This is a genomic window from Saliphagus sp. GCM10025317 (assembly GCF_042663665.1).
GTDB lineage: Archaea > Halobacteriota > Halobacteria > Halobacteriales > Natrialbaceae > Natronosalvus.
On sequence record NZ_JBHTAQ010000005.1, the window covers coordinates 1,755,073 to 1,773,522 of the forward strand.

At 66.3% G+C, this 18,450-nt stretch carries 14 protein-coding genes; 9 read left to right on the forward strand and 5 right to left on the reverse strand.

The window, feature by feature from the left end:
- Positions 1-257 precede the first annotated feature (257 nt).
- From ACFQS4_RS10575 to ACFQS4_RS10605, 7 genes are all read left to right on the forward strand, one after another.
- Positions 258-599, forward strand: coding sequence for an EthD family reductase (locus ACFQS4_RS10575; RefSeq protein ID WP_497901477.1), 342 nt, complete (start codon positions 258-260; stop codon positions 597-599).
- 10 nt (positions 600-609) lie between these two features.
- A complete protein-coding gene (locus ACFQS4_RS10580) occupies positions 610-2,355 on the forward strand; it encodes a thiamine pyrophosphate-binding protein (protein WP_497901478.1) in 1,746 nt (581 codons plus the stop codon).
- A 57-nt stretch (positions 2,356-2,412) separates the two neighbouring features.
- A complete protein-coding gene (locus ACFQS4_RS10585; protein ID WP_497901479.1) occupies positions 2,413-3,213 on the forward strand; it encodes an MOSC domain-containing protein in 801 nt (266 codons plus the stop codon).
- A gap of 132 nt (positions 3,214-3,345) precedes the next feature.
- Positions 3,346-4,314 (forward strand): NAD-dependent epimerase/dehydratase family protein, encoded by a 969-nt coding sequence (locus ACFQS4_RS10590; RefSeq protein WP_497901480.1) that lies wholly within the window; start codon positions 3,346-3,348, stop codon positions 4,312-4,314.
- Between the two features lie 105 nt (positions 4,315-4,419).
- Positions 4,420-7,008: a disk-shape morphogenesis protein volactin gene (locus tag ACFQS4_RS10595; RefSeq protein ID WP_497901481.1), complete on the forward strand. Its 2,589-nt coding sequence runs from the start codon at positions 4,420-4,422 to the stop codon at positions 7,006-7,008.
- Positions 7,009-7,235: 227 nt separating this feature from the next.
- Positions 7,236-9,224, forward strand: coding sequence for an acetate--CoA ligase (gene acs, locus ACFQS4_RS10600; protein WP_497901482.1), 1,989 nt, complete (start codon positions 7,236-7,238; stop codon positions 9,222-9,224).
- A gap of 65 nt (positions 9,225-9,289) precedes the next feature.
- Positions 9,290-9,541 (forward strand): MTH865 family protein, encoded by a 252-nt coding sequence (locus ACFQS4_RS10605; RefSeq protein ID WP_497901483.1) that lies wholly within the window; start codon positions 9,290-9,292, stop codon positions 9,539-9,541.
- An 80-nt stretch (positions 9,542-9,621) separates the two neighbouring features.
- Here ACFQS4_RS10605 and ACFQS4_RS10610 read toward each other — a convergent pair whose 3' ends face one another.
- Entirely contained in the window at positions 9,622-9,771 is a 150-nt protein-coding gene (locus tag ACFQS4_RS10610) for a hypothetical protein (protein WP_497901484.1), read from the reverse strand.
- A gap of 392 nt (positions 9,772-10,163) precedes the next feature.
- Here ACFQS4_RS10610 and ACFQS4_RS10615 point away from each other — a divergent pair, with 392 nt between their 5' ends.
- Complete coding sequence (locus ACFQS4_RS10615) at positions 10,164-12,155, forward strand: bacterio-opsin activator domain-containing protein (RefSeq protein WP_497901485.1); 1,992 nt, start codon at positions 10,164-10,166, stop codon at positions 12,153-12,155.
- Here ACFQS4_RS10615 and hutH read toward each other — a convergent pair.
- Positions 12,152-13,801 carry a histidine ammonia-lyase gene (gene hutH / locus ACFQS4_RS10620; RefSeq protein WP_497901486.1) on the reverse strand — a complete coding sequence of 550 codons (1,650 nt, stop codon included), beginning with the start codon at positions 13,799-13,801 and terminating at the stop codon, positions 12,152-12,154. The genes ACFQS4_RS10615 and hutH overlap by 4 nt on opposite strands.
- 94 nt (positions 13,802-13,895) lie before the next feature.
- On the opposite strand from hutH, the gene ACFQS4_RS10625 reads away from it, so the two are divergent.
- Positions 13,896-14,249, forward strand: coding sequence for a DsrE family protein (locus ACFQS4_RS10625; protein WP_497901487.1), 354 nt, complete (start codon positions 13,896-13,898; stop codon positions 14,247-14,249).
- 50 nt (positions 14,250-14,299) lie between these two features.
- Here the strand turns inward: ACFQS4_RS10625 and hutI are convergent, their stop codons facing one another.
- The 3 genes from hutI to hutU are packed head-to-tail and all read right to left on the reverse strand — an operon-like array spanning position 14,300 to position 18,422.
- Positions 14,300-15,646, reverse strand: coding sequence for an imidazolonepropionase (gene hutI, locus ACFQS4_RS10630; RefSeq protein ID WP_497901488.1), 1,347 nt, complete (start codon positions 15,644-15,646; stop codon positions 14,300-14,302).
- Positions 15,634-16,578 carry a formimidoylglutamase gene (hutG, locus tag ACFQS4_RS10635; protein ID WP_497901489.1) on the reverse strand — a complete coding sequence of 315 codons (945 nt, stop codon included), beginning with the start codon at positions 16,576-16,578 and terminating at the stop codon, positions 15,634-15,636. The genes hutI and hutG overlap by 13 nt, the downstream gene beginning before the upstream one ends.
- On the reverse strand, positions 16,575-18,422 hold the full coding sequence (gene hutU, locus ACFQS4_RS10640; RefSeq protein ID WP_497901490.1) for a urocanate hydratase: 1,848 nt from the start codon (positions 18,420-18,422) through the stop codon (positions 16,575-16,577). The genes hutG and hutU overlap by 4 nt, the downstream gene beginning before the upstream one ends.
- Positions 18,423-18,450 lie beyond the last annotated feature (28 nt).

The following is an 18,450-nucleotide window of genomic DNA, read 5'->3' on the forward strand; positions in this document are numbered from 1 at the left end:
TAGGAAGAACCATCACTCTGATACATAAATCCGGAGGATTTGCCAGCCGGTATGCCTCTCATTTCCACGACCCGTTTCAGTACCCCGATTTTTCGCTCGCTGGTCCCGATTATCTGGCCCATAATCTACCGGAATCCACTGTTCGATATGTGATATATTCTCTAAATTTACTCGAGGTCGAAACAATGTATCATCCACGGCTGAGCGGCCCGGACCGACAGAGCAAAGGTCGAACCCGAAGACGCCACGCATGGAACATGATCACGTTCGTCAACTTGCTGGTACGCGACGACGACCTCAGTCACGAGGAGTTCTGTGAGCGCTGGCTGGGCGACCACACCGACCTCGCGTCTGACCTCCCCGGCCTCGAGCGGTACGTCACGTCGACGCCGACCGATCCCTCGAAGTCGGCCTACGACGGTATCGTTCGGCTGACGTTCGCCGACGGCGCGGCGATGGCCGCCGCGTTCGAGTCCGAGGTGGGCCAGGAGGTGCAGGCCGACGCGGCGACGTTCGCCGACATGGAGGCGAGCGAGACGATGGTCGTCGAGGAGACTGTCCACGTCGCCGAGACGGCGCTCCCCTCGGAGGACGACTGAGTCGACCACCATGGACGACACGCACTCCACGCAGACGACCGCCGACCGCGTCGTCGACACGCTCGAGGCGCTCGACGTCGAGTACGTCTTCGGCTACCCCGGCGGGCGCCTCATCGAGGTGTTCGAGACGATCGGCCACCGTGACACCGACGTGACGGTCGTCCGCCCGCGTGACGAGCGCGAGGCGAGCGTCATGGCCGAGGCCTACGGCCGAATGACTGGCTCTCCTGCCGTCCTGGCTGGACAGGGACCCTGGATCGGCAGCCTCGGTGCTATCGGCCAGATGGAGTCCCGTCTCGGCTCTTCGCCGATGGTCGTGCTCACCGAGGCCTCCGAGCGCGGCGACTACTCCACGCTCGCGCCCTACCAGCAGTCCAGGGGCGACTACGGCGGCCTCTCGCTGCCGAAGATTCTCGACGGCGTGACCAAGGAGTGGTGGTTCCCGCGCACGCCGCCGGAAACCGTCCGCACGGTCCAGCTCGCGTTCAAGCACGCGACCGCCGGTCGGAACGGTCCCTGTGCCGTCATCTTCGACGGCTCGGCGATTACGGACGACCTACCGGGGGACGTGACGCCCGGCCTCTGGGACGACGAGATGCAGGTCAGAAACTGGGACTCGAGACCGACGGACCGCGACGTCGCGGCCGCGGCGGACGCGCTCGAGAACGCCGACCGTCCCGTCATTCTGGCCGGTAACGGCGTTCACGCGAGCGCTGGAGGCGACAAAGCCGACGAATCCGACGCCTACGACCGACTCGAGGCCGTGGCCGACGCCTACGACGCTATAGTCGCTACCTCCTATTTAGGTAAGTCGACGATCCCCGAAACCCACGAGCGCGCGGCGGGCGTCATCGGTTCCTTCGGTCACGAGGGGGCGAACCGTGTCGTCAGCGAGGCGGACGTCCTGGTCGTCGTCGGCTGTCGGATGAACCCGATGGACACAAACTGGCAGGCCGAGTCGTTCATCCGGCCGGACGAACAGACGATCATCCACGCCGACGTCGACTCGCGAAACGCCGGTTGGGTCTACCCGGCCGACGTCGGCCTGATCGGCGACGCCGGCGAAACGCTCGGCGCGCTGCTCGAGGCGAGCGAGGGCCGCGACGCCGAAAACGACTGGGCGCTCGAGCGAGCGGCCGAGGCGCGTGAGGACTTCCACGTGGCCGCCTGCGAGGCCGAGAGCACCCCCATCAAACCCCAGCGAGTGTGCAAGGCCATCGAGGCGGTCGTCGACGAGAACACCGTCGTCACGGCGGACTCCGGGAACAACCGCTTCTGGCTCCTCAACTACCTCCAGACCGAGACGACGGGAAGCTACTACGGGAGCGGCGGCGTCGGCGCGATGGGCTGGGCGGCGCCCGCTGCCGTCACCGGCTCCCTCCTCGGGAAGGACGCCATCTGCGTCGCCGGGGACGGCGGCTTCGCCATGACAATGACGGCCCTCGAGACCGCCGTGGACTGCGACGTCGCGCCGACGTTCGTCGTCCTCAACGACACCTCGCTCGGCATGGTTCGCCAGATGGACGACGCCATTCCCGGCGCGCACTTCCACGACACGGACTTCGTCGGCGTGGCGAAGGCCCTGGGCGGCGACGGCGTCCGGGTTACCGACCCTGCGAACCTCGAGGATGCCATTGCAGACGCGAAGGCTGCGTCGGTGCCGACGGTCGTCGACGTCCGGATCGACCCCGACGAGGAGATGGCCGACCAGCTCTCCTCGTCGTTTTACGACGAGGTCGGCGGCCTCCACGAATAGTTCGTCGGAACGACAGCTGTACGAATGTATTTATCCGATGATCACTACTCCTCGGTGATGGCACACCTCGAGCGGCTCTTTGTCTACCCGATCAAGTCACTCGATCCCGTTTCCGTGGATGCGGCCCAGGTTGGCGAAAGCGGAGCGTTCGAGTGGGATCGGCGGTACGCGATCGTCGACGAGTCCGATGCGTACGTCAACGGAAAACGCGAGCGGGCAGTCCACCGGTTGCACACCGAGTACGACCTCGAGCGGAAGACGGTCACGATCGGCGAACGAGGTGGAAAGACGCGAACCTACCACCTCGACGTCGACCGGGATTCCCTCGAGTCGTGGCTCACGGACTTCTTCGGCTACCGCGTCCAGGTCGTCTGTGACGACGAAGGCGGGTTCCCGGACGACACCGACGCCTCCGGGCCGACGGTTATTAGCACGGGGACGCTCGAAGCCGTCGCCGACTGGTACGAGGGCATCGACGTCGACGAGATGCGCCGGCGTCTGCGGGCGAACCTCGAGGTCAACGCCGACGAGGCGTTCTGGGAAGATCGACTGTACGACCGGCCGGGTCGAGCGGTCGCGTTCGAACTCGGCGACGCGACGCTTCTGGGAGTCAACCCCTGCCAGCGCTGCGTCGTGCCGACGCGTGATCCGGACACGGGCGAGGACACCCCCGGCTTCCGGGAGACGTTCGTCGAACGCCGGGAGGCGACGCTCCCGACGTGGGCCGGGTCGGACTGGTTCGACCACTACTTCCGACTCATGGTCAACACGAGGGTTCCCGACGACCAGTGGGAGACCACTCTCTCGGTCGGCGACGACGTACGCCTCGGCGAGTCGACTCGAGTCGCCAGTTCGTAACCGCCCCCCAGATCTCGGGGTTCTTTCGTCCAATACAGGGCGGTACGTCAGCTCTCGGGTGTTCGCAACACGGCCTCGAGCCACGGCGCCATGTCAGAACGCTTTTGCCGTCCACGATGGAGATTCGTGATAATGTCTGCGGACACAGTACTCGTCACGGGTGGCACGGGATTCATCGGTTCGTACGTCGTCGAGGACCTGGTCGAAGCGGGTCACGACGTCGTCGCGTTCGACCTCTCGACCGATCCGCGGATCCTCGAGAAACTCGACGTCGCTGACGACGTCGAGATCCGCCGCGGGGACGTCTCCGAGGTGACCGACGTCATCGGCGCCGTTCGCGAAACCGGTGCGACGCACATCGTCCACCTCGCCGCGCTGCTGACGACCACGGCGCGTGAGAACCCGCGCGCGGCGATGAACGTCAACATCGAGGGGACGAACAACGTCTTCGAAGCCGCTCGAATCCTCGACGACCAGGTCGAGCGCGTCGCCTGGGCATCTTCGGCCGCGGTGTTCGCGCCGCCGACGAACTACACGGAAAACGACGGCTGGGTCACCGAGGACGACCTCGTCTACCCCGACACGCTCTACGGGGCGACCAAGGAGTACAACGAACACCAGGCGCGGGTCTACTACGAGGACCACGGCGTCTCCCACGTCGCGCTCCGCCCGACGGTCGCCTACGGCCCCTACCGCGAGACCGGGGGCTCCGCGTTCCTGGCGAACATCATCGAAAAGCCCGCCCTCGGCGAGCCGTTCGCCGTCGAGTACGGCGACCAGGTGATCGACTGGCAGTACGTCCGGGACATCGCCCAGGCGTTCCGCAAGGCGACGTTCGCCCCTGACGAGCGGCTCTCCCGTCGCGTCTACAACGTTCGCGGGACCGTTGCGACCATCCGCGAGGCCGCCGAGACGGTCGAATCCATCGTCCCCGGTGCCGACCTCGAGGTGTCCGACGAGGGCGAACTCCCGTGGACCCAGAAGCTCGACATGACCGCCGCGAAGGATGACCTGGGATACGACCCCGAGTACGACCTCGAGACCGGGTTCCGGGAGTACATCGACGTGTTGCGGGCCGAAAACGGGCTCGAACCCCTCTGATCGGACGACAGCGAGCGACGGCCGATCCGCGTTTCGCGACGCGCTGATTTTCAATTCTGGTATTTTGAGCCAAAAGGCAAAGAGGCCACCCCGTCATCCGGTCGCATGGCTATCGGTCTCGATATCGGAACGGGGGCCCTCCGGTCGGCGAGAAACGACGGCTCGGAGACGGTCGTCACGAGTCAACCGGCCGCGGTGTTCCCGCTCGAGGATGGCGTGGACGGCACGGACGCACTGGATGAAGAACAATCAGAACTGTCGTTCGAACACGACGGTACGACGTACCTCGTTGGGACGGCGGCCCGTTCGGTTGCCCGAGCAAACGGCACCGAACCGGTCCCGTTGTTCACAAACGGAACGCTCGAGTACGAGTGGTGTGGCCGCGCCCTCGAGACGCTCGTGGCTGCCGTTCTGGACGGATCGGACGCGGAGGAGTGCTGGTACACGACGCCGGGAACGCTCGTCGAGACCGACGGAACCGCGGCCGAGGTGCGAGAGACGGTCGCGACCGCCGTCGCCGAGTGCGTCGACGAAGCGACGCCGATCGGCAAGGGCTTCGCCGTCGTCTACGATCAACTCGGCGAGGACAACTACACGGGGCTGGGCGTCTGCATCGAGTCCCAGACGACGAGTGTCGGCCTGTCGTACTACGGCGTCCCAGTGCTCACCTGCTCGCTCGCACGGGGGAGCGACTGGCTCGTCGAGCGCGCCGTCGCCCAGACCGATCACGCCCCCGACCAGATCGCTTCGATCCTCGAGGGCTTCACGCTCGATCCGAGTGCGGCGACCGGCGACGTCGAGAACGCCCTCGCACGGGCCCACGACGAACTGGTGGCCGACCTGATCGACCTGATACGCGCTCGAGCTGGCGACGCCGACTTCCAGCGAGGACTCAGCGTCCCCGTCGCCGTCGCCGGGGACGAGGCGGTCGTTGGAATCGAGTTCCTCCTCGGCGGCCGGTTCGACGCCGCGTCGCTCCCGTTCTCGATTCGCGGCGTTCGCCTCGCCGAGAATCCCGCCGAGAGCCCGGTTCGAGGCGCGCTCGAGGCCGCCAGAGACGGCGTCGTCGCTTACGAAGGAGTCCTCTGGGGTCACGGTCACCACTCCGAACAGTCGAACGCGGCAGTCGACGCCGCCTCGTCGCCCTCGCCTGATGCGGAGGCGGGAGGAGGTGCGAGCGCGTCGTCCGGTGGAGCCGGTGCCGGTGCCGATACCGATACTACGCTCTCGTTCGACGACGCGGCCAGCCAGACCGAGCGCGCTCGAAGTGACGACGCCATCACACAACTGTTCGAGCGCCTGGGCTCGAGAGACAACGAGATCGATGCAGTGATTGGAGATCTCGAGGCCCTCGAGTCGACGGTCTCGTCGGTGGACTCGTCGATCGCCGAGATCGACGAGACCGTCGAGGCAGTCACGACCGACGTCGAGTCGCTCGCCGACGGCCTCGAGGACGTCGCCGACGCCAGCGCGAAGGCCGAGGACGTCGACGCGCTCGAGACCCGCCTCGAGGACGTTTCAGGTGACCTCGAATCGACGACCGAGGCGGTGGAGTCGGCCAGCTCGACGATCCAGGCACTCGCCGACGACCTCGAATCCGTCGAATCGGCGCTCGACGCTCGTGCGACGCAGGCGTCGCTGGCGGCCGTCGAGGACGACGTGGAATCGACGCTGGAAGCGGTTCGACGACTCGAGCAAACCGTCGAATCGATCGTCGAGACGGCAGACGACCTCGAAGCTGACCTCTCGGCGCTCGAGTCCGACACCGACGAGCGGTTCTCGGACGCGGCCCAGAATCGCGACGGACTCGCCGACAGCGTGTCGTCCCTCGAGGCGGAGCTCTCAGCACTCGAAGAGACGGTCCCCTCGGGCGACGCGTTGGACGCCGTCCGATCGGACCTCGACGAAGCGGTCCAGAAGGTCGACGCTACCACCGCGGCGGTCGAGTCAGTATCGTCGGATCTCGAGCACGTTACCGAGACGGTCGACGCCGCCGAGACCACGCTGGAGGGCCACGAGACGGCGATTCACGATGTGGAGGCGGCCGTCGACGAACAGGTGGCGTCCGTTCGCGAGAACGGAGCCGTTCTCGAGGACCACGCGGCAGAACTCGAGTCCCTGTCCGGCGACTTCGAGACCATCGGTGACACCGTCGCCGCCCACGAGAACGAGCTGTCGAGCCTCGACGACGCAGTCTCCGCGCTCGAGACCGACGCGTCCGAACGCGACGATCGGATCGAGTCGACCGACGAGCGCGTGGCGGCTGCACTCGAGCGCGTCGAATCGATCGAGTCGTCGCTCGAGGAACGAACGACCGCACTCGCAGAGCGCCTTGCGGACGTCGAACCGGCGGTCGATTCGGGCGCCACGGTGACCGAACAGATCGATGTACTGGCCGACGAACGAGAGGGCCAGTTGGACCGATTCGAGGCCATCGAAAACCAGCAGTCGATCCAGGACGACCGCCTCGAGACGCTCGCGTCGGCGGTCGACGACCTCGACGTGCAGTCCGAGGAATCGAAACCGACCGAGAACGCCGACCTCGTTCGGATCGTAGCCGTTGGTGGCGGTAGCGCCGGCGTCGTCGCCGGCGGAACGGTGGCGATGTCGGGTGCGACGCCAGTGGGCCTGGCGGCCGTCGTCATCGGACTCGCTGCGCTCGCGTTCGCGTTCGTGGCGGGCGAGCGGATCTGAATTCCTTTTGTCGGTCGCTTCCCACGGACCTGATTCCACGTACTGATCGACGACGCGCCTCTTTTGCTGCGCCGGACTCCGCCGCCGGAATCAGAGGCATACGCCTGCTCGAGAACTGCCGCGCCGAGCGGGGAATCGCTCTCCTCGCGCCGACGACCCAAAATCGCCACGAGAAACGGCGACGAGGATAACGTTTATCCCGCTCATGCCCGATGTTTACACTAGTCATGGCCGAGGAACCAGATACCGACGAGGGAATCGAACTCGAGGCACGGTTGGCCGAGGGGGAGACCTACGAGCCGCCGGCGTCGTTCGTCGACCAGGCGAACGTGAACGACCCCGAGATTTACGAGGAGTTCGAGGAGAACTGGCCGGAGTGCTGGGAGCGCGCTGCAGACATGCTCTCCTGGAATCAGGAGTACGACACCGTACTTGAAGACGACGACGCGCCGTTCTATCGGTGGTTCACCAGCGGCGAACTCAACGCGTCGTACAACTGCCTCGACCGCCACGTCGAAGACGGCGCGAAGAATCGGGCGGCGATCAAGTGGGAGGGCGAGTTGGGCGAGACGCGCACCTACACCTACAGCGACCTGCTGTACGAGGTCGAGGCGTTTGCGGCCAGCCTTCGAGAACTCGGCGTCGAGGAGGACGATGTCGTCACGCTCTACCTGCCGATGATCCCCGAGTTGCCCATCGCGATGCTCGCGTGTGCCCGCATCGGGGCGCCGCACTCGGTGGTGTTCGCTGGCTTCTCCGCCGATGCCCTCGCGACGCGGATGAACGCCGCCGACAGCGAGTACCTCGTCACCTGCGACGGCTACTACCGTCGCGGCGATCCGCTGAACCACAAGGAGAAGGCGGACAAGGGGCTTCGCGGCGTCGATCACGACGTCGAGACAGTGGTTGTCGACCGTCTCGGCGACGAACTGAACCACTTCCTCGGTGCCAGCGCCCACGATTACGAGGAACTGGTCGACGCACACGAGGGCGAGAGCGTCGAGCCGGTCTCTCGAGACGCCGAGGACATGCTGTTCCTGATGTACACCTCGGGCACCACTGGCCAGCCCAAAGGGGTGAAACACACCACGGGGGGCTATCTGTCGTACGCTGCCTGGACCTCTCACGCCGTGTTGGACGTCAAGCCCGAGGACACCTACTGGTGTGCGGCCGACATCGGCTGGATCACCGGCCACTCCTACATCGTGTATGGGCCCCTGGCACTGGGCACGACGACGATGATGTACGAGGGGACGCCCGACTACCCCGAGAAAGATCGGCTGTGGGACCTCGTCGAGAAGAACGACGTCGACATCTTCTACACCGCGCCCACCGCCATCCGGGCGTTCATGAAGTGGGGCAAACAGTACCCCGATCAGCACGACCTCTCGAGTCTGCGCCTGCTCGGGACCGTGGGCGAGCCGATCAACCCCCGCGCCTGGCAGTGGTACTACGACCACATCGGCGACGGCGAGTGTCCCATCGTCGACACCTGGTGGCAAACGGAGACCGGCGGCATGATGATCACCACACTCCCCGGCGTCGGCGAGATGAAACCCGGGTCGGCCGGACCACCCTTGCCCGGTATCGACGCCCGAATCGTCGACGCCAGCGGCGACCAGGTCGAGGCTGGCAACGCCGGCTATCTCACCGTCAATAACCCCTGGCCAGGGATGCTCCGAACACTCTATCGCAATGACGAGCGCTTCCTCTCCGAGTACTGGCAGGAGTACTCCGACGAAGAGAGCGACGAGTGGGTGTACTTCCCCGAAGACGGCGCGAAAATCGACGAGGACGGCTACATCACCATCCTCGGGCGCGTCGACGACGTCATCAACGTCTCCGGACACCGCCTGGGGACGATGGAAATCGAGAGCGCCATCGTCGGCGTCGAGGGCGTCGCCGAAGCTGCCGTCGTCGGTGGCGACCACGACATCAAAGGCGAAGCCGTCTACGCCTACGTCATCCTCGAGGACGATGCCGACGCGACCGACTCGATGCGCGACCGAATCGTCGAGGGGGTAGAGGACGCCATCGGGCCCATCGCTCGACCCGAAGAGGTCATCGTCACGCCCGAACTCCCCAAAACCCGTTCGGGCAAGATCATGCGTCGCCTGCTCGAGGACATCGCCTCGGGCAACGAACTCGGCAACACCTCGACGCTCCGGAATCCGGAGGTCGTCGAGGATATCGCTGCCCAGGTTGGGGACGACTGAGGAGCAGTCGGGAACAGGACCTAGTAAACAGGTTTATTATTTATCCGCCTGAACGTCAGGGTGCTATGGCAGACGAAGCAGAACTCCGCGAGCAGTTCACCGAGGCGTTCGAAGGCGCAGACTACCCCATCTCGAGTCCAATGGACCTCGTACCCGCCCTGCCGAACGGGCCGGGAACGAAGTTCGAGTCCGGTGACTTCTCGATGACGGCGATGGAACTGAACACGAAGCTCTCGGGCGGTGACTTCCCCTACGAGAACGTCGACTCGTTCGTCGACGACGTTATGGAGCAACTCAAGGAAAAGGACGAAATCTAAACAGTCGGGCAACGTCAATATCGAGCGTTCGACGACAGAACAGTCGCTCGAGCGGGTGCTGACGTGCTAAAATCTTCCGTTCACTGCGTATGAAAGCTGGCGATGTCCTCGTTTCCGCAGGACGGACACGTACTCGACGGCGAGTCGACGCCGGTTCCACACCGCCGACACTCGTAAATCGTTTCGCGTTCCGACTCGGTGAACAGCAGCGATTTGACGGTCTCTATCATCCCATCCCCACTTACAGATGAGGCGGACCCGGTATAAGTGAGTGCGATCGTTTGTGCCGCTTGAAACGAATATGCAACTGGATAAAACGCAAGACTGCGGCGGCTTCGAATAGTTGCAGTGTGACCGGGCGGAAATCAGCGGTAGCGAACCATTTATCCACCCGGGTTGCCAACGGACTAACAAGAACGAGGGACTCGAGATAGTACAGTCGATACGGATGGTTCGCTCACGCGTCCATGCTACCACTGAAAAGTCGACGCTGTTCCTCGAGAACCCCGCCCACCCTCTTCGACGGTCGCATATCGTCTGATATCGTATCCGGCTACCGTCACTGGAGGAGGCGTACGCACCGAGCGGTTACCGCTGCAGGCCCAACGGCCGTGATCCGACTATGTCGACCAGCCCCGATTCACACGCAGTCCTCATCGCCTCATCGACGGACGCCGAGGCGCTCGTCGAAGAACTCGCCGACGGTCTCGACCGTCCGGTTCGAACCGTTGCCTCGAGCGAGGCGTGTCGTCGGCTCCTCGAGGACGGCGCCGAGCAGTTTCCGGTGGTCGTCGTCTTCGCTCGCGACGAGTCGTGGGTTCGGTCGATGCTCGAGTCACTGACGGACGGATTTGACCGTCGACGAACGATCGTCGTCTCGCCAGAAGGATCCGACCAGATCGCGACCGCCGCGATCCGGGGCGGTGCCGACGATTACGTTCCCACGACGTCACTCGGGGCGATCGACGACCGGGTAGAGACCCACTGGGAGCGCGCTCTCGAAGACACCGGCTCGCCCCGTCCCGTCACGACGGCTGCCGAGTTGCTCGCGACGACGTTGCCCGATGAGGTCTTCGTGATCGGAGCGGACGGAACCTACCTCGACGCGAACGTCCGACCCGATGCAGCCGACCTCTACACAATCGCTTCGACAGAGTTCGTCGGACAGACGTTGTGGGACGCGTTTCCGGACCCGCAGGCGAATCGCTTACACGAGGCGGTCACGGCAGCTCTCGAGAACGACGCCATCGAACACGTCGAGTACGAGACGAACACAACTGAAGGCGTGCGGCTGTACGAGGCGCGTGTCGCCCCGATCGACCTGCGCTCGGCCGATCAGCGAGCCGTGATCTGGCTGGCGCGCGACGTCACCGAACGGGCGAATAGGGAGGAAGCGCTTCGACAGCGCCGGGATCAACTCGAGTTGCTCAACCGGATCAACGCCGTCGTCCGGCGTATCATCGAGACGCTCGTCGAAGCGCCGACGCAGTCAGCCGTCGAGGACGCCGTCTGCGAACAGCTCGTCGCCTCCGATCTCTACTGCGGGGCGTGGATCTCTCGACCCTCCGGGAACGACGACGTGGTCTACCAGACGGGGTGTGGCGACGTCGAGTCCTATCTCGAGCGAATCCAGGAGATTGACCTCGACGCAGATCCCGACCGGCCTATCGTCCGTGCGATGCGGGAGAGCTCGATTCAGTCGAGCAACAACCTGTCAGAACGTTCGAGCCTACCCAATCCTCTCAAAGAGGCTGCCCGCGAACACGGCATCGAATCGGCCCTGGCGGTCCCGCTCGCCCACGGTGACAGCGTGTACGGCGTACTGACCGTACTGGCTCGTCGAGCGGACGCGTTCGGCGAGCGCGAAGAGGACGCCTTTCGGCTCCTCGGCGAGACGATCGGCTTCGCCATCAATGCGATCAAGAACCGCCGGCTGCTGTTCGCCGATTCCGTGACGGTCCTCGAGTTCCGGATCGAGGGCGGCGACTCGTTCTCGTTCGACCTCTCAACCCAGTACGACTGCACGTGTACCCTCGAGTGGTCGGGAGCGACGGCCGCCGGTCGAACCTACCAGTACGTGACGGTCGAGGGACTCGACGGGACGACGGTGCACGACGAGGCGACCGCCCATCCCACTGTCGAGGAGTGTCGGCTCATCCACGACGGCGACGACCAGGCAACGATCGAGATCCGACTCTCGGAATCCGCGGTTCGAACGCTCACCGGATACGGGGCAACGGTGCGCGACGTCATCGTTGAGGACGGCGTCGGGCACCTGACGGCCGAGGTCTCCCGGGAGACCGATACGCGCGAGATGGTCGAGGCGATGAAGCGGATCTACACACAGACCGAACTCGTCTCCAAACGCGAGGCCGACCGGCCGGTGATGACCGCCCGCGACCGACGCAATCGAATCGCCGACCGGCTCACGGATCGCCAGCTCACAGCGCTTCGACTGGGATACTACGGCGGCTACTTCGACTGGCCGCGCGGAAGTACAGGCGAAGAGATCGCCGAATCGATGGGAATCGCCGCGCCGACGATGCACCAGCACCTCCGGCGGGGCTTACAGGAAATTCTCCGGGACTTCTTCGACGAAGACGGGACCGACTAGGCGGAGCGACCGACCTCGAGCACCGGAACCACCACGGAATCGATTCCCCCGGAGGCGATGGCGTCGGCGACCGCGTCGAGTTCGTCGTCCAGGACGCGGTCGTCCTTGAGCGGCGGGACGAACTGCCCGACGTGCTCGTAGAGCGCTCCAGTTCCGCTCCCGAGGGCGGCGGCCGTCGCCGCTCGATCGGCCGTCGGCGCGAGGACGTCGACGTCCTCGGCGTTGCCGACGTAGTCGGCCGCCTGCGTCGCACAGACCGCCTCGGTCGCCACGATCCGACGGACGTTCTCGAGCACGCGCCGGGCGTTCAGCGCCGACTGCGAACTCATGCTGACGTGATCCTCCTGGCCGCCGCTGACCGGCGTGTTGTCGCTCGAGGCCGCGCCAATCGATCGGCACTCGTTGAGGAGGGCGGCAGCGGTGTACTGGGCGATCATGTAGCCCGACTGCAGGCCGCTCTCGGGGGCGAGAAACGGCGGCAGGTGATCCTCCTGGAGGTTCGGATTGAGGATACGATCGATCCGGCGTTCGGCGATCGCTCCCAGGTCGGTCAGTGCGAGGCGGGCGTACTCGAGGCGAAGGGCGAGTGGTTGGCCGTGGAAGTTTCCCCCGGAGATGACGGCCGCGCGGTCGGTTCCGGAGGCGCGGTCGTCCGCGTCTGCGGCCGAGAAGACGAGCGGGTTGTCGGTCGCGCTGTTGAGTTCGACCGTCACGGCCTCCCGGAGGTGGGCGATCGCGTCGCGGACGGCCCCGTGGACCTGCGGGAGACACCGCAGGGAGTAGGCGTCCTGAACGCGGTCGCAGTTTCGGTGTGCCTCGACGACGTCGCTGTCGGCCGTCAGCGCGCGAACCGCCGCGGCGCTTCGTTGCTGGCCTGCGTGGGGCCGTACGTCGTGAATGGCCGCGTCGGACGTGGCCGTCGTCCCCAGCGTCACCTCGGTCGTGAGCGCGCCCGCGGCGTCTGCAGCCCGGAGCAGCCGTTCGCCGTCGACGACGACCATTGCGGCCAGTCCGACCGTCAGCTGGGTGCCGTTGATCAACGCGAGCCCCTCCTTCGGCGCGAGCGACAGGGGCTCGAGCCCGACCGCCTCGAGGGCCACGTCGCCGTCGACGCGCATCGGCCCCCCGTCGTCCTGGAGGATCGCCTCGCCCTCGCCGATGAGGACCAGCGAGAGATGAGCGAGCGGGGCGAGGTCGCCACTGGCGCCGAGGCTCCCGCGAGAGCGGACGACCGGCTGGACGTCCTCGTTGAGCAGCGCCACGAGGTGATCGACCACGACCTCGCGCACGCCCGAGTAGCCCGCGACTAACGCGTTGACCCGCGAGACCATCATCGCCCGGACCTCCTCGCGGGTACACTCTCGACCCGCGCCGGCGGCGTGGCTCCGCAGGAGGTTGGTCTGGAGGCGTTCGATCTGGTCCGGCGGGATCCGCTCGTCGACCAGCTCGCCGAATCCCGTGTTGAGGCCGTAGACGGGCTCGCCACTCTCGATCACGTCCTCGACGCGCTCGCGGGAGACGCGAACGCGCTCGCGGGCGTCCGCCGTGATCGTCACGGGGGCAGCGTCTCGAGCAACGGCGACGACGTCCTCGGGGGTGAGCGATCGGCCGTCGAGTTCGACGGGGGCGCTGTCAACGTCAGTCATGCTGGCCTCCGTCCCGCCGTCCTCCGTTCGTTCGTGGACCACCTGCACACGAGCGCACAACCGTCCTTTCCGTCCGCCGTAAACGGTCGACCACATGCCAAAGACCGCGATCATCGTTCTCGCTGGCACCGAAGCACCGTCCGACCTCGGTCGCGTCGTCAACGCCCTCCAGACCGCCAAGGAGTTCGACGACCACGGCGACGAGATTGAACTCATCTTCGACGGCGCCGGAACCCAGTGGGTTCCCGAACTCGCCGACGAGGACCACGATTATCACGCCCTCTACGACGCCGTCGAGCACCACGCGCAGGTCTGCTCGTACTGCGCCGACGCATACGACGTCGACGACGAGGTCGAGGACGAACCCGTCGAGGCGGTCGCGGAGTTCGAGGGACATCCGAGCGTCCGGTCCCTCGTCGCCGACGGCTACGAAATCATCACCTATTGATTCGAACGGGTCCTCCCCGTTCGTGCAACCGCACTCGAGCGCAGCGACGCTCACGACGAACGCACCTCCTCGAGCGCCGTGCCGTTGTCCACGACGACCTGCCCTCGCTTCAGCACCGTCTCCACCGCCGTCGTGTCGAACCGGTAGGCGAGGTGGGCGTAGCGCGGCGCCTCGAGCACGAGTGCGTCCGCCGGAGCGCCGACCGCCAGGGTGCCCGTCCCGTCCGTCACGCCGACCGCTCTGGCCGCGTTCCTGGTCGCACCCAGCAGTGCCTCTGCGGGCGTCATGCCCATCTCGACGCACGCGAGCGTCTGGACGAACTCCATGCTCCGTGAGTGGCAGTTCGGGTTGAAGTCGGTCGCGATTGCCACCGGAGCGCCGGCCTCGACCATCGCCTCGGCGTCGGCGTAGGCCTCCCCCAGCCCGAACGCGGTGCCGGGGAGAAGGACGGGAACCGTTCCGGCCTCGACGAGCGCGTCCACGTCCTCGCGGGTTGCATAGAGCAGGTGGTCCGCGCTCGCGGCCCCGAGGTCGGCCGCGAGTTGCGTCCCGCCCAGGTGGGACAGTTCCTCGGCGTGGACCTTCGGCTCGAGGCCGTGTTCGAGACCGGCCTCGAGCACCCGCCGCGACTGCTTGACGGAGAACGCGCCTTCCTCGCAGAAGACGTCGCAGAAACGGGCGATTCCCTGTTCGGCCACTGCGGGTAGTTGGTCGTCGACGACGGATTCGACGTAGTCGTCGGCGTCGGCGCCCTCCGGAACCGCGTGGGCGCCGAGGTAGGTCGGCACGAGGTCGACGGAGTGGCGCTCGTTCGCGGCGTCGATGGCCTCGAGCATTCGCAACTCGGTCTCGGTCTCGAGTCCGTAACCGGACTTGACCTCGACGGTCGTCGACCCGTGGGCGAGCATGACGTCGAGGTGGTCGAGCAAGTTCTCGACGAGGCGTTCGAGGCTCGCCTCGCGCGTTGCTCGTACGGTTCGGAGGATGCCGCCGCCCTGCGCGAGCAGCTCCTGGTAGCTCGTCCCCTCGAGTTTGGCCTCGAACTCGTCGGAGCGGTCCCCGGCGAAGACCGCGTGGGTGTGTGGGTCGACGAATCCGGGAACGACGGCCCGGCCGCTCGCGTCGACGGCCGTGTCGGCGTTCTCTGGTGGGTGTTCTCGAACGATGTCGTCCGTGGGACCGACGGCGATGACCTCGCCGTCGACAGCGACGAACGCGCCGTTCTCGACGGTCTCGAGGGTCGATCCGTCGTCCGCGCTTCCGTTCCGGTTTCCATTTCCGTCCTGGCTCGCGGCTTCGTCCGCTGTCGGGCCGACCACCAGTTCGCTCGCGCCGTATACGACAGTGGTGTGGCCCTCGGACTCGAGATCTCCCGTATCGCGACTCACGCCGACCACCCCGCGAGCACGTGGGCGACGGCTCGAGCCGCCGCATCGCTCGTCATCCCCCCGCGGTCGAGCGGCGGCGCACACTCGACCACCTCAAACCCGGCGACGCGCTCGTCGGCCGCGATTCGTCGGAGGAGCGCGTACAGTTCGGTCGTCGTCAACCCGCCCGGCGTGGGCGCGCTCACGCCAGGTGCGAACGCCGCGTCGAGCACGTCCACGTCCAGGCTGAGGAGGATCCGATCGACGCCGGTCATCGCCTCGAGCGCTCGGTCCGACGCAGCCTCAAGGTCCTGGCGAACGGTTTCTGCGGTGACGACCGTTCCACCTTGCTCCTCGACGTACTCAGCATACGCGCTCGAGGTCTCGAAGTGACGCGCGCCGACGACGGCGAAGGCGTCTAGGCCGCGCTCGTGAAGTTGATAGTAGGGTGTGCCGCTCGAGGGGCCGTCGATCGGCTCCCGGCAGTCGAGGTGGGCGTCGAGGCTGACGACGCCGACGGAGCCGTCGGCGAGCAAGGGCGAGACGTTCGCCACGGTCAGGGAGTTGTCGCCGCCGAGGAAGACGGGGCGAGCGCCGATCTCGTAGACGGCCTTGGCGGCCGTTTCGGTTCGGTCCTGGACGGTCGAAACGTCGGTGTCGGGGAGTTCGAAATCGCCGAGGTCACCGATTGGGGCGACTGAGCCGTTCGAGCCGATTGGGGCAACTGAACCCACCTCGAAGTGGTGGGTCTTCACGCCGGCCATCGACTCCCGTATCGCACGCGGCCCCTCCCGGGCGCCGCGACGACCGATGACGGCAACGTCGGAGGGCTCCCCGACCAGCACGGCGTCGTACTCGTCGGCGTTCTCGAGGCCAATCGCCTCGACTACGTCGCCGAACGTCTCGTCGTTGGGATCGCTCGAGGGGCTCTCCCACTCAGTGACTCGAGTAAAGGCTGTCACCGCTCGTCACCACCCATCGGGATCGTGACGTCCGACTCGCGGGCTTCATCGAGCGCCTCGTCGTAGCCGGCGTCAGCGTGGCGCACGACGCCCATACCGGGATCGGTGGTGAAGACACGGCGGGCCTTCTCCGCGGCGAGGTCGCTCCCGTCGAGGACGACGTGGTTGTTCGCGTGGAGGGCGTTCCCGATGCCGACGCCGCCGCCGTCGTGGACGCTGACGATGTCGGCGCCCGCGGCGCAGTTCAGGAGGGCGTTGAGGATCGGCCAGTCGGCGACCGCGTCGGTCCCGTCGGCCATCGCCTCGGTCTCTCGGTTCGGGCTGGCGACCGAGCCGGCGTCGAGGTGATCGCGCGTGACGACGATCGGGGCCGAAATTTCGCCGTCGGCGACGAGGTCGTTGATCCGAAGGGCGAACCGCGCGCGTTCGGTGAGGCCATCCTCGTCGCGGCTGAACCCGAGCCAGCAGACCCGCGAGGGCAGCCCCTGGAACTCGACGTGCTCCTGGGCGAGGTCGATCCAGCGGGCGAGGTGTTCCTTCTCGGGGAACAGTTCGCGGACAGCATCGTCGGTACGGTGGATGTCCGCGGGGTCGCCCGAGAGTGCCGCCCAGCGGAAGGGCCCTTTCCCCTCGCAGAACAGCGGCCTGACGTAGGCGGGGACGAAGCCGGGGAAGTCGAACGGCTGCCGGTCGCTCGAGTCGGTGCCCGAGAGGGGCCACGGTCTTTCGCTCTCGTCGCCGTTGCCTGCGCCACCACCGCCGTTCGCGCCACGCCGATAGTCCTGGACCTGCCCTCGAATGTTGTTCCCGTACTCGAATGCGATGGCCCCCCGCTCCTGTAACTCGAGGATGCCGTCGACGTGGCGCTCCATCGTCGCGAGGCTCTCCTCGACGTACGTCTCGGGGTCTCGCTCCCGCAGGGCGTCGGCCTCCTCGACCGAGTAGCCAGCGGGGTAGTATCCCTCGAGTTCGTCGTGAGCGCTCGTCTGGTCGGTGATCACGTCCGGGACGAAGCCGCGCTTGAGCATCGACTCGAGCATGTCGGCGGCGTTCAGGTGGACGGCGACGCTGTAGGCCTCGCCGGCCTCTGCCGCTTCGTCGGCCCGTTCGATGGCCGTCTCGAGGTCGGGGGCACGCTCCTGACAGTAGCCCGTCTCGAGGCGGCGCTCGATCCGACGCTCGTCGACGTCGGCGGCGATGCAGACGCCGTGGTTCATCGTCACGGCCAGCGGCTGGGCGCCGCCCATGCCGCCGAGACCGGCGGTGACGACGATCCGCCTCTCGAGGCCCTCGCTTTCGGGGAAGTGCTGGCGGCCGAGTTCGGCCAGGGTCTCGTAGGTGCCCTGGATGATCCCCTGAGTCCCGATGTAGGCCCACGAGCCGGCGGTCATCTGCCCGTACATAATTTTTCCGCGAGCCTCGAGTTCGTGGAAGTGCTCCCAGTCGTCCCACTTGCCGACCAGGTTCGAGTTCGCGATGAGCACCCGCGGGGCACGCTCGTGGGTCGTGAACCGACCAACGGGTTTGCCGCTCTGGACGAGCAGGGTCTCGTCGTCGCCGAGGTCGCGCAACTGGTCACAGATCGCGTCGTAGGCGTCCCACGACCGGGCCGCTCGGCCGGTGCCGCCGTAGACGACGAGCGACTCCGCGTCCTCGGCCACCTCGGGGTCGAGGTTGTTGTTCAGCATGCGGAACGCCGCTTCCTGGCGCCAGCCGCGACACTCGAGATCGATGCCGGTCGGAGCACCTCGATAGGATCGCCACTGCTCACTCGGGTCGCCGATGCCGTCCCACTCGGTCGACGTGTCCTGGTCACGCTCGATGTTCGAAGACGAGTCTGCCATACGTACGCACACGGTCCGGGCCGGCAAG

Coding starts and splice junctions, on each gene's coding strand:
- ACFQS4_RS10575 (WP_497901477.1), top strand. CDS start 258: ATGATCACGTTCGTCAACTTGCTGGTACGCGACGACGACCTCAGTCAC.
- ACFQS4_RS10580 (WP_497901478.1), top strand. CDS start 610: ATGGACGACACGCACTCCACGCAGACGACCGCCGACCGCGTCGTCGAC.
- ACFQS4_RS10585 (WP_497901479.1), top strand. CDS start 2,413: ATGGCACACCTCGAGCGGCTCTTTGTCTACCCGATCAAGTCACTCGAT.
- ACFQS4_RS10590 (WP_497901480.1), top strand. CDS start 3,346: ATGTCTGCGGACACAGTACTCGTCACGGGTGGCACGGGATTCATCGGT.
- ACFQS4_RS10595 (WP_497901481.1), top strand. CDS start 4,420: ATGGCTATCGGTCTCGATATCGGAACGGGGGCCCTCCGGTCGGCGAGA.
- acs (WP_497901482.1), top strand. CDS start 7,236: ATGGCCGAGGAACCAGATACCGACGAGGGAATCGAACTCGAGGCACGG.
- ACFQS4_RS10605 (WP_497901483.1), top strand. CDS start 9,290: ATGGCAGACGAAGCAGAACTCCGCGAGCAGTTCACCGAGGCGTTCGAA.
- ACFQS4_RS10610 (WP_497901484.1), bottom strand. CDS start 9,771: ATGATAGAGACCGTCAAATCGCTGCTGTTCACCGAGTCGGAACGCGAA.
- ACFQS4_RS10615 (WP_497901485.1), top strand. CDS start 10,164: ATGTCGACCAGCCCCGATTCACACGCAGTCCTCATCGCCTCATCGACG.
- hutH (WP_497901486.1), bottom strand. CDS start 13,801: ATGACTGACGTTGACAGCGCCCCCGTCGAACTCGACGGCCGATCGCTC.
- ACFQS4_RS10625 (WP_497901487.1), top strand. CDS start 13,896: ATGCCAAAGACCGCGATCATCGTTCTCGCTGGCACCGAAGCACCGTCC.
- hutU (WP_497901490.1), bottom strand. CDS start 18,422: ATGGCAGACTCGTCTTCGAACATCGAGCGTGACCAGGACACGTCGACC.